We start from the raw sequence: 14,147 nt of genomic DNA, 5'->3' as shown, positions 1-14,147 counted from the left end.
CCGGGATGCTCGATATCCGTACGCTCAACGATCATGTCTCGGTCGCGCCGCAGATCGCTCCCGAGGACATCGCCGCGATCAAGGCGGCGGGCTTCGTCGCGATCGTCAATAACCGGCCAGACGACGAAGAGGCCGGGCAGCCGTCGGGCGACGCGATCCGCATGGCCGCGGAGGATGCGGGGCTCGCCTACACCTCGATTCCCGTGACCCATGCCGGTTTCTCACACCCCCAGCTCGACGCCATGGCGGCGGCGCTGGCGGCGGTGGAGGGGCCGGTGCTCGCCTATTGCCGCTCGGGAACACGATCGTGCAACCTGTGGGCGCTCGCCGCGGCCAAGGCAGGTCGCGCGCCGCACGTGCTCGTCGCGCAGGCGGAGGGCGCGGGCTACGATTTGGGCGCTATCCGCCCGACGCTGGATGCGCTGTCGGGCGGACGATGAACTGGCCGGTGCTCGGCGGCTCGCTCGCCGCGATCCTGGTGCTCGCCGGCCTCTGCTGGGTGCTTAAGCTGGGCCGCGTCGAACGGATAGCGAGTGCCGAGGACGCGGCCGACGCGGCGGATCAGTCGCTGCCGGGATTCGTGACGATCGGCGCGGCGGTCGGGGCGGACGGCAGCGGCGCCTTGGCGGTCACTGACGACGGGCGGGTCGCGGTGATGAAGCGTCACGGCGCGCGGATCGCGGTGCGCGAGGTTACCTGGAACGCACTGCGCTCGACCCCCGGCGGGATCGTCGTCGAGACAGGCGAGAGGCGGTTCGGCTCGGTTGCGCTCACCGGGGTGAACGCGCTCGATATCCGCCGGCTGGCGCCGCAACTGACACGGGTGTAAGCGACTACCGACGCCGCGCGGCAACCGATCGTGTGCGTCGGAGGGATGCCGTTGGTCCTGCCCAACCCGATCGACTATGCCATTCCGGCGTTCGTGCTGCTGGTGCTCGCCGAGATGCTGTTCGCGCGGCTGCGCCATCGCGACCGCTACGAACCGCGCGATACCCTGACCAGCCTGGCGCTCGGGCTTGGCAGCACCGTCGCCGGCGTGCTCTCCGCCGGCGCAGTGCTCGCGCTCGCCACCTGGGTGTGGGGGTTCCGCCTTTTCGACATCGACTATGCCTGGTATTGGTTTGCGCTCTGCTTCGTGCTCGACGATCTGGCCTATTACGCCTTCCACCGTTCCGCGCACCGTGTGCGCTGGTTCTGGGCGAGCCACGTCATCCACCATTCGAGCCAGCATTATAACCTGTCGACCGCGCTGCGGCAGACCTGGACCGGCTTCTTCAGCCTTGCCTTCCTGTTCCGGCTGCCGCTGTTCCTGATCGGCTTTCCGCCCGCGATGGTGTTCTTCGTCGCGGCGCTGAACCTGATCTACCAATTCTGGATCCATACCGAGGCGATTGGCCGCCTGCCGCGCTGGTTCGAAGCGGTGATGAACACGCCGTCGCACCACCGCGTCCACCATGCGACCAACGCGCGCTATCTCGACCGCAACTATGCAGGGGTATTCATCGTCTGGGACCGGATGTTCGGCACCTTCGTCGGCGAACGCGACGACGATCGACCACGCTACGGCCTAGTCAGAAACCTCGGTTCGTTCAGCCTATGGTGGGCGGCATGCCACGAATGGATCGGCATCGCACGCGATGTATGGCAGGCGCCGTGGCGCGCCAAGCTCAGCTATGTCTGGCGCCCACCCGGCTGGAGCCATGACGGCAGCCGCGAGACCAGCGAGACGATCCGCGCGCGCTGGGAAGAAGTTGAAGCGAGGCGAAAGGGAGAGCCGAATCGGCCGTCACCTTGGGCTTGACCCAGGGTCCCGGTTTTTGGGACCCCAGTTGTAGCGGGTTTCCGGGTCGAGCCCGGGGTGACGAGAGTTGGGTGGGACTTGGCGTCCTACCCCGCGAACCGTTCGCGCAGCGCCAGCATCGCCAGTGCCGCCTCGGCCGCGCCGCCGCCCTTGTCGAGCTCGGTCGGGCGTGCCCGGGTCAGCGCCTGCGCCTCGTTCTCCGTCGTCAAGATGCCGTTGCCGATGCACAGCCCGTCCATCGTCAATGCCATGATGCCACGCGCGCTCTCGCCCGCGACGACTTCGAAATGATAGGTCTCGCCGCGGATCACCACGCCCAGCGCGACGAACGCGTCATAGTCGCCGCCCTCCGCCGCCAGCGCGATCGCGCCAGGCACCTCGAGCGCACCCGGCACCGTGATCGTCTCGTGCTGGTGCCCCCCGCGCTCGATCGCGGCGCGCGCGCCGGCGAGCAGCAGGTCGTTCAGATGGTCGTAGAAGCGCGCCTCGACGATCAGTATTCTGGCCATGTGCTATTCCGTTCGGATGTACGGGTCAGTCCGCGACGTCGATCGCGCGTTCGCCGACGATCGACAGCCCATAGCCGTCGAGGCCGACCAGCGTGTGGTGGGTGTTGGTCAACAACACCATCTCCTCGACGCCGAGTTCGGTGAGGATCATCGCACCGACGCCATAATCGCGCAGCTCTTCCATGTCCGCGGCGGGCAACGTCCCGGCCTTCGCCTGCAGCGCAACGGTGAACTGGTCGGTGCGCGGGCGGTTGATCACTACAACGACCCCCGCGCCCTCGGCGCCGATGATCTCCATTGAACGGTGGAGCAGATTGCCGCGCGCGCTGTCCTCGCCGAAGATGTCGGCGAAGGTCGACAGCGCGTGCATGCGCACCAGCGTCGGCTTGGCGGGATCGACCTTGCCCTTCACCAGCGCGATCTGTTCGGTGCCGGTCGCCTTGTTCCAATAGGTCAGCGCGGTCCACTCGCCACCCCAGCGGCTGACGAACTTGGCCTCTGCGCGCTTCTCGACGAGGTGATCATAGCGGCGGCGGAACGCGATCAAGTCGCGGATCGTGCCGATCTTGAGGTTGTGGTGCTGCGCGAAGGCGACGAGGTCGTCCATCCGCGCCATCGTCCCATCCTCGTTCATGATCTCGCAGATCACGCCGGACGGGTTGAGCCCGGCAAGGCGCGACACGTCGACCGCAGCCTCGGTATGCCCGGTGCGGACCAGCACGCCGCCATCGCGCGCGACCAGCGGAAAGACGTGGCCGGGGGTGACGATCTCGTCCTTGCCCTTAGACGAATCGATCGCGACCGCGATCGTCCGGGCGCGGTCGGCAGCCGAGATCCCGGTGGTGACGCCATCGCGCGCCTCGATCGAGGTGGTGAAGGCGGTTTCGTAGCGGGTGCCGTTGTTGCGGCTCATCAACTGGAGCCCGAGCTCCTCTACCCGGCGCTTGGTCAGCGCGAGGCAGACCAGGCCGCGGCCGTGCTTGGCCATGAAGTTGATCTTCTCAGGCGTCGCCATCTGCGCGGGGATGACGAGGTCGCCCTCGTTCTCGCGATCCTCGTCGTCGACCAGGATGAACATCCGCCCGTTCTTCGCCTCGTCGATGATCTCCTCAGGCGACGAGAGAAATCCATGACGCAGGCGTGCGAGTTCAACCGGCTTTGGCACGATAATGCTCCATCCGTTGCAGGTAGCGAGCCAGCACGTCGATCTCGATGTTGACCGCTTGTCCGGGCTCAAGCGTGCCGAGCGTGGTCATCGCCTGGGTGTGCGGGATTATGTTGACGCCGAAGCGGCTGGCGGTGGCATCGTCCTGCACCTTGTTGACGGTCAGCGACACGCCGTCGATCGTGATCGATCCCTTGGTTGCGACGAACGGCGCGATGTCGCTCGGCACCACCACCTCGATGCGCAGCGAATCGCCGTCGGGCGCGACCGCCGCGACCTCGGCGATGCCGTCGACATGCCCGGTAACGATGTGCCCGCCGAGCTCGTCGCCGAGCTTCATCGCGCGTTCGAGGTTTAGGCGCCGCCCGGCGATCCACTGGCCCTGCGCGGTGCGGTCGATCGTCTCGCCCGACACATCAACCGCGAACCAGTTAGGCCCCTTGTCGACGACGGTCAGGCAGACCCCCGAACAGGCGATCGAGGCGCCCAGATCGACCGTCGTCGTATCATAGGCGGTGCTGACGACGATCCGCGTGTCGCCGCGCGGTTCGACGCGGTCGATCGTGCCGATGTCAGAGACGATTCCGGTAAACATCAGCTGCGCTCGTAGACCTCCAGCCGGTCACTGCCAAGCATGCGGCTGTCGTGCAGCCGCCAGACGCCGTGAGCCGCGTCAAGCCCGGTCAACCCGATGTCGCCGAGCGCGGGCTTGCCGCTGCCGATCAGAATCGGGGCCCGGTACAGCAGCAGCCGATCGACCAGGTCCGCGGCAAGGAACGCCGCCGCCGCTTGTGCGCCGCCTTCGACCAGCAAATGATCGACGTCTGCCAACGCCGCGATCGCCGCGGGGTGGGGGACGACCTCCCAACCGGGCGGCGCCTCCCCGCGCGACAGCAGCAACCGGCGCAGCGCGCGCATCTCGAGCCCGGCAAGGCGGACGTCGAGAGTCGGGGCATCGACGTCGAGCGTGCCCCGCCCGATCAGGATCGCGTCGTGCCGGCTACGCTCCAGATGCGCGTGCGCGCGGGCAGGGGCGCCGGTGATCCAGCGGCTGGTGCCGTCCGTCATCGCGATGCGGCCGTCGAGCGAGGTGGCAAGCTTCAGCGTGACATGGGGACGCCCGAGCGAGCGGCGGGTCAGGAAGCCCGCCATCGACCGTCGCGCCTCGTCGGCTCGGACCTCGACCGCGGTGGCGATGCCCGCGCTGCGCAGCCGGTCCAGCCCCGCGCCGTCGGTGCGCGGATCGGGGTCGCCGATCGCCGCGACCACCCGCGCGACGCCGGCCTCGATCAGCAGATCGGTACAGCCGGGGCCGCGGGCCGAGACGTGCGCACAGGGCTCGAGCGTGACGTAGCAAGTTGCGCCGCGCGACTTCGTGCCGGCCTCGGCCAGCGCCATCGCCTCGGCATGCGGGCGGCCACCGGGCTGGGTCCAGCCACGGCCGACGACGCGATCCTGCGCGACGATGATGCACCCGACATTGGGATTGGGGACGGTCCGTCCGCGACCGCGTTCCGCGAGCGCCAGGGCGGCACCGATCCAGCGCCGATCGGTCAGAGACCCCATTTCGTCATCTGGTCGTCGAGCTTCTTGAACGACGCGCGCTTCTTGTCGTCGAACGCCTTTTCTTCCGCGAGCCGCTTTTCCTTCTTCGCCTGGTCGACGATCTGCGCGGCGCGGATCTCGGCATCGGTGCGGTTCAGCGTCCACTGCTCCACATAGATGATCTCGGGCTTGTACGCCGGCTCGCGGTAGCTGTCCTTCAGCAACGCCCAGACGACGACCCCGGTGACCGCCATCGCCAGCGCCAGAAAGCCGAGCTCGTAAGGCTGGCGCTGGGCGAGGAATAAGCGGAGATCCTTGTACGCGCGCAGTGGCGAGAGACGGGCGAAGAACTGCATGATCGCCAAGATAGGTAAGTGGACGCGCTGAAGCCAGCCCCGCCTTCAGACGTTCCCCTCGTCGGACACCGCCGGGCCATGACCAAACACCACCCCGGCGCAGGCCGGGGCCCAGTCGGAAAGACCAGGATTACGGAGCGCTGGCCCAAGCCACCTCTGTCGCCCACCTGGGCCCCGGCCTCCGCCGGGGTGGTGTCGTGACTATCCGTTCGAAACTCGAAAAAGGCCTGCCGCCGTCGCCGGAAGCAGGCCCTTCGAACGCAACCGAGCCCGCTCAGGCGGTACGGGTGCCCGACAGCGGGAAGCTGCCGAACGCGCCGGCGCCGACGGTGCCGGTCAGCGTGTCGCCCTCCGCCGTCGCCTTGCAGTCGAGCGTCATCGGCATCGGCACGGTCATCTGCTGCTTCCAGCTGATGGTGTTGCCGTCGGCCTCGCCGCTTAGATCGCTCGATCCCATCGCGCCGGCGACGGTGCCGTTCCAGCTATTGCCCTCGGTCTTGACCACGACGGTCATCTTCTGGTCGCCCAGCGGCGATTTGACGGTGCAATCCCAGCTGCCATCGACATCGGCCATCATATTCTCCTTGGTGAATCTGAATCTATCGTGCGCCGGTGACCGACGCCGCGGGAACGACGTCGACCGGGAGGCCGACCCTGTCAAGCTGCGGCCTGACCTTGCCGGCGTCACCAATTACAACCCATGTGATCGCCGCCGGATCCAGCGCCCTGGCGATATCGGCGCGCACCTGCGGCAGGGTCAGCGCGCGGTAGCGCCCGGTGATCGTGGCATAGTAATCGTCGGGCCGGCGGAACAGGTCGTTGGTCTGCATCGCGGTGAGCACCGCGCCCGACGTCTCGAACTGCCCCGACATCGCCCGCACCGCGCCGTTGATCGACCGGTCGAATTCGACCTGCGTCATCGGCTTGGTGGTGACGAAGTCGGTCACGTCCTGGCGCAGCGCCGCGACCGACGGACCGGTCTGGTCCGCCTGCACCGGCGCGGACACCGAATAGGGCGCGGCGAATTCGTTGCGGTTGAAGCCGCCGAACACCCCGTAGGACCAGTGCTTGTCTTCGCGCAGGTTCATGTTCAGCCGGCCGAGGAAGCTGCCGCCGAGCGCATCGTTGGCGGCGATCAGCGGCAACAGTTCGTCGGTGCCCTTCAAGCGGGTCGGCAGCGCGACCGAGATCAGCGACTGCGGGCTGTCGGGCCGGTCGACCAGCACGATCTTCGCAGCGGCGGGGGCGGGAAGCGAGGTCGGGAAGCTCTTGGTTCCGCCCGTGCCGATCGCCTTCCAGTCGCCGAAGCCCGCGGCCATCGCAGCGCTGATCTCGGCCAGCGGCCGATCGCTGACGACGAAGATCTTGGCCTTGTCGGGCCGCAGCCAGGCCTGTTGGAACGCGATCAGATCGGTGCGCGAAAGTGACGCGACGACCTTGGGATCGCCGCTGCCACCGGGACGGCCATAGGGCGAGGTCGCGCCGTAGAGATAGCCGGGCAGCACCCGCTGCGCGAGACCCTGCGGATCGGTGAGTTCCTGCGCGATCTGCGCCAGCTGCTGGTTCTTGAGCCGCGCCACCTCGGCCTCAGCGAATGCCGGGTCGCGGGTGACGTCCGCGAGCAGATCGAGCGCGGGGGTCAGGTTGGCGCTCGGCACGACCAGCGAGACGGTGGTGCGATCCGCCGATGCGCCGGTGCCGATCTGCGCGCCGAGCCGCTCCTTGGCCTCGGCGACGGCGATCGAATCGAGTGTTCTGGTGCCCTCGTCGAGCATGTCGAGGGTCAGCTGCTGAGTGCCGAGCCGGTCCGCCGGATCCGCCGCGCGGCCGGCGTCGAAGCTGATCACCGCCTGAGTGACGGGCACCGCGCTACGCTGCGCATAGACCAGCTCGATCCCGTTCGGCAGCCGGGTGCGGCTGACCGCGGGGAAGGTCAGCCCGGCGACCTCGCCGACCGCGGGCAGCGCGCCGCGCGTGCCTTTCACCGGTGTTTCGGGTGCGGGCTTCACCGTCACTGCGGGCGGCACCTGCGCCTCGGCATAGGCATCCCGCGCGCCTTCGACGACGTTGACGGTGAGCACCGGGCGCGACAGCCATTTGTTCGCCGCCGCCTTCACGCTCGCCGGAGTCTGCGCCGCGAGCGCCGCGAGCTGTTTCTTGTAGAAGCCGGGATCGTTCGAATAGAGCGCGCCCTCGGCTAATGCGACCGCCTTGCCGCCGAACCCGCCGACCGATTCCAGCCCGCGGATGCGTCGCGCCACCGTCGACGTCACCACCCGAGATACCTCGTCCGCGGTCGGCCCGGTCTTGAGGAAGTCGGCGATTACCGCGTCGAGCCGCTTGCCCGCGAGCACCGGATCGACCCCCGGCCGCACCAGACCGAAGATGTTGAAGGTGCCGACCTGTGCGAACGCCGAATTGTCGACCGAGATCTGCGTGAAGAGCTTCTCCTTGCGCACCAACTGGTTGTTGGTACGCGACGAAGACAGCCCGCCGAGCACCGCCGCCGCGACCTCGAGCGCCGGCGATTGCGGATCGTTGAGCCCCGGCACCGCCCAATTGCGGGTCAGCGCGACCGCAGCGACCCGGTCCTTGATCGTCTCTACGACGGGCGCGGCCAGCGTGGTCACCGGCGCGGCGGGTAGCGCGGACTTGGGCCCCGCCTTGATCGCGCCGAAATACTTCTCGACCATCGGCTTCGCGGTCGCAACGTCGATGTCGCCGGCGAGCACCAGCACCGCGTTGTTCGGGCCGTAATGATCGCGGAACCACGCCTTCACGGTGGTCACGGTGGCGGCGTCGAGATCCTCCATCGATCCGATGGTGTCGTGCGCATAGGGATGGCCGGCCGGGAACAGCCCCTCGGTGATCCGATAGCCGAGCAGCCCGTAAGGCTGGTTGTCGCCCTGGCGCTTTTCGTTCTGGACGACGCCGCGCTGTTCGTCGAGCACCGCTTGGGTGATCGCGCCGGTCAGATAGCCCATCCGGTCGCTTTCGAGGAACAGCGCGCGGGGCAACGCCGCGGTCGGCACCGTCTCGAAATAGTTGGTCCGATCGAAATAGGTGGTGCCGTTGAAGTCGGTGGCACCGACCTGCTTAAGCGGTTCGAAGAAGTCGCCCGGCGCGTTTTCGCTGCCGTTGAACATCAGATGTTCGAAGAGATGCGCGAAGCCGGTGACGCCCTTCGGCTCGTGCTTGGACCCGACATCGTACCAGACGCTGACCGCCACAACCGGTGCCTTGCGATCGGTATGGACGACGACGCGCAGGCCGTTCGCCAGCGTGAAGGTCTGGTAGGGAATATCGACCGCCTTCACTAGGCTTGCGACCGGTGCGGCCATCGTCCGCGCCTTGGTCTGCGCGACCGCGGGGAACGCGAGCGCACCCAGTGCAACACTCAACAACACACGTGATTTCAGCTTCATTCGCGACGCTCCAGGACTGCTTTAGTCGAGCATAGCAGTGCACCCGAGCGCGGCAAGATAAGTAGTAGTACCTGCCGTGGTCCGTCGCCTTCCTTGCAGAAGGATCGCGCGCAGAGACGCGGAGGACGCGTCCGCCGCGTCTCTGCGCGACCTAAGTTTCCGAACCGCGCAACGCGTCAGAACGCGGTCTTCAGCGTCGCGAACACCTGCCGCGGCGCACCGATCAGCAGGGTCTGGTTGTCGCCCGAATTGCCGAAGCCGTTCGACCCGATCGTCGCGACATAATCCTTGTCGAGCAGGTTGGTGGCGTTCAGCTGCAGCTCGACCTTGCGCTCCCCGAAGGTCAGTCGCGTGCCGAGCGTCGCATCGAGCAGCACCCGTCCCGGCACCGACTGATCGTTGGTGTAGGTGAAGAAGCGCTTGCTCATGTAGTTTGCACCCGCGCGAGCGAAGAAGCGGGTGTCGTCATAGGTGATCTCGCCCTTGGCAAGGTTCCGCGGGGCATCGACCACGGTCTTGTCCTTGATCGCCACCGTGCCGCTCGCGGTGGTGACGTCGTTGCGGTAGGTCGAGTCGTTGTAGCTGTAGGACGCGAACAGGCCGAAGCCGCGCCCGACCTTCCACTCCGCGGTCGCTTCGGCGCCATAGGAGCGCACGCCGCCGACATTCTGGAGGATCGCGGGATTGCCGACGATCCCTGCGCTGGTCGTCACGCCGAGCAGGCGGTTGCGGAACTCGACATAATAGGCAGCGAGCGAGGCGTTGAAGCCGCTGCCCTTCACGCGCGCGCCTAGTTCGTAGGTGTCCGATTCCTCCGGCTTCAGCTCGGTCGCCCCGTTCAGCAGGGCGTCGAACCCGGCCTGAGTGGTCGCGAACGGGCCGCTGGTCGCCGCGGAGACGAACGCCCGCGTCACCTGGGTGAAGCCCGCGAACAGCTCGGCATCGTCGTTGACCGCATAGGTCGCGCCGGCATGCGGCTGGAACCAGTCGGTGACCTTGATCTTGCCCGCCGCGAGCCCGCCGCGAGTGATCGGATCGGCCGAGTTGCGGACGTCGTAGCCCTTCCAGCCGAGGTTCAGCGTCAACGCGCCGATCGGGATTCGATCCTCGACATGATACTGCACGGTCTCGGTGTTATAGTCGAAATCCCACTGGGTCGCGAAGGCGCCGCGCTGGAAGTCGAGCGGGTCGCGCGTGCGGACGGTGCGGCTGTCGAGCCCGTAGAAGCGCCGCGCCTGACGGAAATCGTTGTCTTCGTACCAGCCGCCGACGGTCAGATCGCCAAAGGCGTCCAGTGAGCTGCCGACCGAGGCGAACGCGCCCTTCCGGTGGATGCCGTATTCGGTGGTCCGGATCGAGATCGGCACCCCCGATGGCGACGGCACATAGGGGGTGTACCAGATCCCCTGGCCACGATTGTCGTGGTAATAGCCCTTCAGCATCGCATGTACCGGCGCGCCCGCCTGGGTCTCGACGCCGATCGAGGCGAGATAGTCGGTGCGCAGGCCCGCGGCGTCGTAATAGGCGTCATCGGCGTTGGCGAACGGCGCTGGATAGGTCGTTCCCGCGGCGGGGTTCAGCTTTGGCGCGCCGGTATAGCCGGTGTTGGCGCCGACATCGGCGACCCGCACCGCAAGCGGGAAATCGTTGGATATGTTGTCCCAGCGATAGCCGAGCCGCCCGATCATCCCCAGCGACATGTCCTGATAGTCGTTCTCGCGCCGATCGGAGAAGTCGAAGGTGCCAGCGAGGCGAAGCCCTTGGCCGATCGGCGCGACGAACTTGGCGTTGACCTGGCTCTGGCGCTGCGAGCCGAAGCCCTTCCACTTGTCGGTGTCGAGATAGCCGTAGGAGACATAGGCGCTGGGACCGTTGTCGCCGAGCACGCCGGTGTCGAGCCGACCGAATGCGCGGACCGTGTTCTCGCTGCCATAGGTGCCGTTGAGCGTCAGCCCGAACACCGGGGCGGGATCGGACGAGAAGAATTCGATCGTGCCGCCGAGATTGTTGGTCGCCTGGGTCCCGACCGATCCTGCGCCCTGGCTGACCAGCGTGCGGCCGATATTCTCCGAACTGATCGCGCGGCTGATGTGCAGCCCGTTGGTGTTGCCGTAGCTGCCATCGCCGAGCGGGATCCCATCGAGCGTGAAGCCGATCTGGTTCTGGTTGAAGCCGCGGATGGACACCCGCTGCGCCCATTCATACGCCCCGAACGCGTCGGCAGACTGGAAGTTGACGCTCGGCAGCTTCTCGATCGCCTTCAGCGGGCTGGTGCCGGGAGTAAGGATCGCGATGTCGGCGGCGCGCAGTTCCTGGACCTGACGCGATTGGCCGCGACCGGTGACGATGATGTCGCTTCGATCGTTCTCCGCGTCGGCCTCGATCTCGGGCTCGAGTGCCATGCCGGGCGTGGCGACGACGGCGGCATCGCGGGTCGGTTCGGCGGCGTGTGCGGCGAGCGGCCAAAGCAGCGCAGCGCCTGCAAGCAGGCCGGGTGCGAGGTGGCGAAGCATGGTGATCCCCTTCGAAGCTGAACTGCTTCCTTGGGTTTGCGCTAGGCGGCCAATGTTGCAGCGTTGCGCAAGTCCCGCGTCGGATCCGCGTCGTGACGATGACGGTTCGGTGGCAAACCGGATCTGCCCCCCGAGGGATGCCTCGCCAAGCCGCAGATTTCGCGCCATCTTGTCCCCACCCTCTTGTGTTGCTCAAATACAACACCATTTGGGCGTTTCGGAGGACAGGCAACAGCATGAACATCGAAAAATTCACCGACCGCGCCAAAGGCTTCCTGCAATCGGCGCAGACCGTCGCGATCCGCATGAACCACCAGCGGATCGCGCCCGAACACGTTCTGAAGGCGCTGCTCGAGGACGAGCAGGGCATGGCCGCGGGGCTGATCCAGGCGGCAGGCGCCGATCCCAAGCGGGCGGTCGCCGAGATCGACCAGGCACTCGCGAAGATCCCGGCGGTCAGCGGTTCGGGCGCGCAACAGACCCCGGGCCTCGACAACGACACCGTACGCCTGCTCGACCAGGCCGAGCAGATCGCGACCAAGGTGGGCGACAGCTTCGTCACCGTCGAGCGCCTTCTGGTTGCGCTGTCGCTCGCGCTCACCACTGCGGCGGGCAAGGCGTTGAAAGCGGCGGGCGCGACGCCCGAGGGCTTGAACGCCGCGATCAACCAGCTCCGCCAGGGGCGGTCGGCCGATACCGCGGGCGCCGAGGATCGCTACGATGCGCTGAAAAAGTTCGCGCGCGACCTGACCCAGGCGGCGCGCGACGGCAAGCTCGATCCCGTCATCGGCCGCGACGAGGAGATCCGCCGGACCATCCAGATCCTGGCGCGCCGGACCAAGAACAATCCTGCGCTGATCGGCGAACCCGGCGTCGGCAAGACCGCGATCGCGGAGGGGCTGGCGCTGCGCATCGCCAATGGCGACGTGCCCGATACGCTGAAGGGACGGCGGCTGATGTCGCTCGATCTCGGCGCGCTGATCGCAGGGGCGAAGTATCGTGGTGAATTCGAGGAGCGGCTGAAGGGCGTGCTCGACGAGGTGAAGGCTGCAGAGGGCGACATCGTCCTGTTCATCGACGAGATGCACCAGCTGATCGGCGCGGGCAAATCCGAAGGCGCGATGGACGCGGGCAATCTGCTGAAGCCCGCACTCGCGCGTGGCGAGCTGCACTGCGTCGGCGCCACCACACTCGACGAATATCGCAAGCATGTTGAAAAGGATCCCGCACTCCAGCGACGGTTCCAGCCGGTGTTCGTCGGCGAACCCACTGTCGAGGACACGGTGTCGATTCTGCGCGGGCTGAAGGAGAAGTACGAGTTGCACCACGGCGTCAGGATCACCGACGGCGCGCTGGTCGCCGCGGCGACGCTCAGCAACCGCTACATCACCGACCGGTTCCTCCCCGACAAGGCGATCGACCTGATGGACGAGGCCGCGAGCCGGATCCGGATGGAGGTGGAGAGCAAGCCCGAGGAGATCGAAACGCTCGACCGTCGAATCCTGCGCCTCAAGATCGAGCGCGAGGGATTGAAGCGCGAGACCGACCCCGCCTCGCGCGACCGGCTCGATACGATCGAGGAGGAGCTCGCCAATCTCGAGGATCAGTCCGCGGCGCTGACCACGCGCTGGCAAGCGGAGAAGGACAAGATCGCGGGCGAGGCGAAGCTGAAGGAACAGCTCGACGCCGCCCGCCTCGAGCTCGACCAGGCCCAACGCTCAGGCGACCTCGCGCGCGCCGGCGAGCTCTCCTATGGCCGCATTCCACAGCTGGAGAAGCAGCTCGCCGAAGCCGCGGGCGCGACGCAGGGCGCGATGCTGCGCGAGGAAGTCACCGCCGACGACATCGCCGGGGTGGTCAGCCGCTGGACCGGCATACCCGTCGACCGCATGCTCGAGGGCGAGCGCGAGAAGCTGCTCCACATGGAGGAGGCGATCGGCAAGCGCGTGATCGGGCAGATCGACGCGGTACACGCGGTGTCGACCGCAGTCCGCCGCTCGCGCGCCGGGTTGCAGGACCCGAACCGGCCGATGGGCTCGTTCCTGTTCCTGGGGCCCACCGGCGTCGGCAAGACCGAATTGACCAAGGCGCTGGCGGAGTTCCTGTTCGACGATCCCGCCGCGATGGTCCGCATCGACATGAGCGAATTCATGGAGAAGCACGCGGTCGCGCGGCTGATCGGCGCGCCGCCGGGCTATGTCGGTTATGAGGAAGGCGGCGTGCTGACCGAGGCGGTGCGGCGCCGGCCGTACCAGGTGATCCTGTTCGACGAGGTCGAGAAGGCGCACGGCGACGTGTTCAACGTGCTGTTGCAGGTGCTCGACGACGGGCGGCTGACCGACGGCCAGGGCCGCACGGTCGATTTCGCGAACACGCTGATCATCCTGACTTCCAACCTCGGCAGCCAATATCTCGCCAATCTCGGCGACGGCGAGGATGTCGCCACCGTCGAGCCGCAGGTGATGGAGATGGTTCGCGGGCATTTTCGGCCGGAATTCCTGAACCGGCTCGACGAAATCATCCTGTTCCACCGGCTCGGCCAGGCACAGATGGCGCCGATCGTCGACATCCAGGTGTCGCGGGTCGATCGCCTGCTGGCCGACCGCAACATCACGCTCGAGCTTACCGATGCGGCGCGGCTGTGGCTGGGACGGGTCGGCTACGACCCGGTCTACGGCGCCCGTCCGCTGAAGCGCGCGGTCCAGCGGTATCTGCAAGACCCGCTCGCCGACCTGATCCTGCGCGGTGAGGTACGGGATGGGTCGACGGTGAAGGTCGACGAAGGCGACGGCAAGCTGGTGCTGGCCGTGGTGTGAATAAAAAAAGGGCGGCT

12 protein-coding genes are annotated in these 14,147 nt (G+C 67.1%); 4 read left to right on the top strand and 8 right to left on the bottom strand.

Annotation, left to right across the window (positions count from 1 at the left end):
* The first annotated feature begins 5 nt into the window (after positions 1-5).
* Genes ACT009_RS10990 through ACT009_RS10980 form a run of 3 tightly spaced genes read left to right on the top strand, consistent with a single transcriptional unit; the run spans position 6 to position 1,801 of the window.
* Entirely contained in the window at positions 6-440 is a 435-nt protein-coding gene (locus ACT009_RS10990) for a TIGR01244 family sulfur transferase (protein ID WP_445191128.1), read from the top strand.
* Positions 437-829 carry a hypothetical protein gene (locus tag ACT009_RS10985; protein WP_445191127.1) on the top strand — a complete coding sequence of 131 codons (393 nt, stop codon included), beginning with the start codon at positions 437-439 and terminating at the stop codon, positions 827-829. Before ACT009_RS10990 ends, ACT009_RS10985 begins: the two co-directional genes overlap by 4 nt.
* Before the next feature lie 45 nt (positions 830-874).
* A complete protein-coding gene (locus ACT009_RS10980) occupies positions 875-1,801 on the top strand; it encodes a sterol desaturase family protein (protein ID WP_445191126.1) in 927 nt (308 codons plus the stop codon).
* An 86-nt stretch (positions 1,802-1,887) separates the two neighbouring features.
* Here the strand turns inward: ACT009_RS10980 and ribH are convergent, their stop codons facing one another.
* The 8 genes from ribH to ACT009_RS10940 form a co-directional block, all read right to left on the bottom strand.
* Positions 1,888-2,310, bottom strand: coding sequence for a 6,7-dimethyl-8-ribityllumazine synthase (gene ribH / locus ACT009_RS10975; protein ID WP_445191125.1), 423 nt, complete (start codon positions 2,308-2,310; stop codon positions 1,888-1,890).
* Between the two features lie 25 nt (positions 2,311-2,335).
* The gene (ribB, locus tag ACT009_RS10970) at positions 2,336-3,475 is read right to left on the bottom strand and encodes a 3,4-dihydroxy-2-butanone-4-phosphate synthase (protein WP_445191124.1); all 1,140 of its coding nucleotides are present in this window, start codon (positions 3,473-3,475) and stop codon (positions 2,336-2,338) included.
* On the bottom strand, positions 3,459-4,070 hold the full coding sequence (locus ACT009_RS10965; protein WP_445191123.1) for a riboflavin synthase: 612 nt from the start codon (positions 4,068-4,070) through the stop codon (positions 3,459-3,461). The genes ribB and ACT009_RS10965 overlap by 17 nt, the downstream gene beginning before the upstream one ends.
* Positions 4,070-5,041: a bifunctional diaminohydroxyphosphoribosylaminopyrimidine deaminase/5-amino-6-(5-phosphoribosylamino)uracil reductase RibD gene (gene ribD, locus ACT009_RS10960; RefSeq protein ID WP_445191122.1), complete on the bottom strand. Its 972-nt coding sequence runs from the start codon at positions 5,039-5,041 to the stop codon at positions 4,070-4,072. Before ribD ends, ACT009_RS10965 begins: the two co-directional genes overlap by 1 nt.
* Positions 5,029-5,376: a hypothetical protein gene (locus tag ACT009_RS10955; RefSeq protein ID WP_445191121.1), complete on the bottom strand. Its 348-nt coding sequence runs from the start codon at positions 5,374-5,376 to the stop codon at positions 5,029-5,031. Before ACT009_RS10955 ends, ribD begins: the two co-directional genes overlap by 13 nt.
* A 274-nt stretch (positions 5,377-5,650) precedes the next feature.
* Entirely contained in the window at positions 5,651-5,950 is a 300-nt protein-coding gene (locus ACT009_RS10950; RefSeq protein WP_445191120.1) for a hypothetical protein, read from the bottom strand.
* Positions 5,951-5,975: 25 nt separating this feature from the next.
* A complete protein-coding gene (locus ACT009_RS10945) occupies positions 5,976-8,801 on the bottom strand; it encodes a M16 family metallopeptidase (RefSeq protein WP_445191119.1) in 2,826 nt (941 codons plus the stop codon).
* A gap of 176 nt (positions 8,802-8,977) precedes the next feature.
* Positions 8,978-11,314: a TonB-dependent receptor gene (locus ACT009_RS10940; RefSeq protein ID WP_445191118.1), complete on the bottom strand. Its 2,337-nt coding sequence runs from the start codon at positions 11,312-11,314 to the stop codon at positions 8,978-8,980.
* A 236-nt stretch (positions 11,315-11,550) separates the two neighbouring features.
* On the opposite strand from ACT009_RS10940, the gene clpB reads away from it, so the two are divergent.
* Positions 11,551-14,130: an ATP-dependent chaperone ClpB gene (clpB, locus tag ACT009_RS10935; RefSeq protein WP_445191117.1), complete on the top strand. Its 2,580-nt coding sequence runs from the start codon at positions 11,551-11,553 to the stop codon at positions 14,128-14,130.
* Positions 14,131-14,147 lie beyond the last annotated feature (17 nt).

This window comes from Sphingomonas sp. Tas61C01, from assembly GCF_052567495.1.
The sequence above is the reverse complement of the archived record's forward strand: the minus strand, read 5'-3'. Positions and strand labels throughout refer to the sequence as shown.

Bases quoted from the DNA above. Each gene is read 5' to 3' on its own strand.
- ACT009_RS10955 (WP_445191121.1), bottom strand. From the start codon at position 5,376: ATGCAGTTCTTCGCCCGTCTCTCGCCACTGCGCGCGTACAAGGATCTC.
- ACT009_RS10985 (WP_445191127.1), top strand. From the start codon at position 437: ATGAACTGGCCGGTGCTCGGCGGCTCGCTCGCCGCGATCCTGGTGCTC.
- ACT009_RS10945 (WP_445191119.1), bottom strand. From the start codon at position 8,801: ATGAAGCTGAAATCACGTGTGTTGTTGAGTGTTGCACTGGGTGCGCTC.
- ACT009_RS10940 (WP_445191118.1), bottom strand. From the start codon at position 11,314: ATGCTTCGCCACCTCGCACCCGGCCTGCTTGCAGGCGCTGCGCTGCTT.
- ribD (WP_445191122.1), bottom strand. From the start codon at position 5,041: ATGGGGTCTCTGACCGATCGGCGCTGGATCGGTGCCGCCCTGGCGCTC.
- ACT009_RS10950 (WP_445191120.1), bottom strand. From the start codon at position 5,950: ATGGCCGATGTCGATGGCAGCTGGGATTGCACCGTCAAATCGCCGCTG.
- ribH (WP_445191125.1), bottom strand. From the start codon at position 2,310: ATGGCCAGAATACTGATCGTCGAGGCGCGCTTCTACGACCATCTGAAC.
- clpB (WP_445191117.1), top strand. From the start codon at position 11,551: ATGAACATCGAAAAATTCACCGACCGCGCCAAAGGCTTCCTGCAATCG.
- ACT009_RS10990 (WP_445191128.1), top strand. From the start codon at position 6: ATGCTCGATATCCGTACGCTCAACGATCATGTCTCGGTCGCGCCGCAG.
- ACT009_RS10980 (WP_445191126.1), top strand. From the start codon at position 875: ATGCCGTTGGTCCTGCCCAACCCGATCGACTATGCCATTCCGGCGTTC.
- ACT009_RS10965 (WP_445191123.1), bottom strand. From the start codon at position 4,070: ATGTTTACCGGAATCGTCTCTGACATCGGCACGATCGACCGCGTCGAA.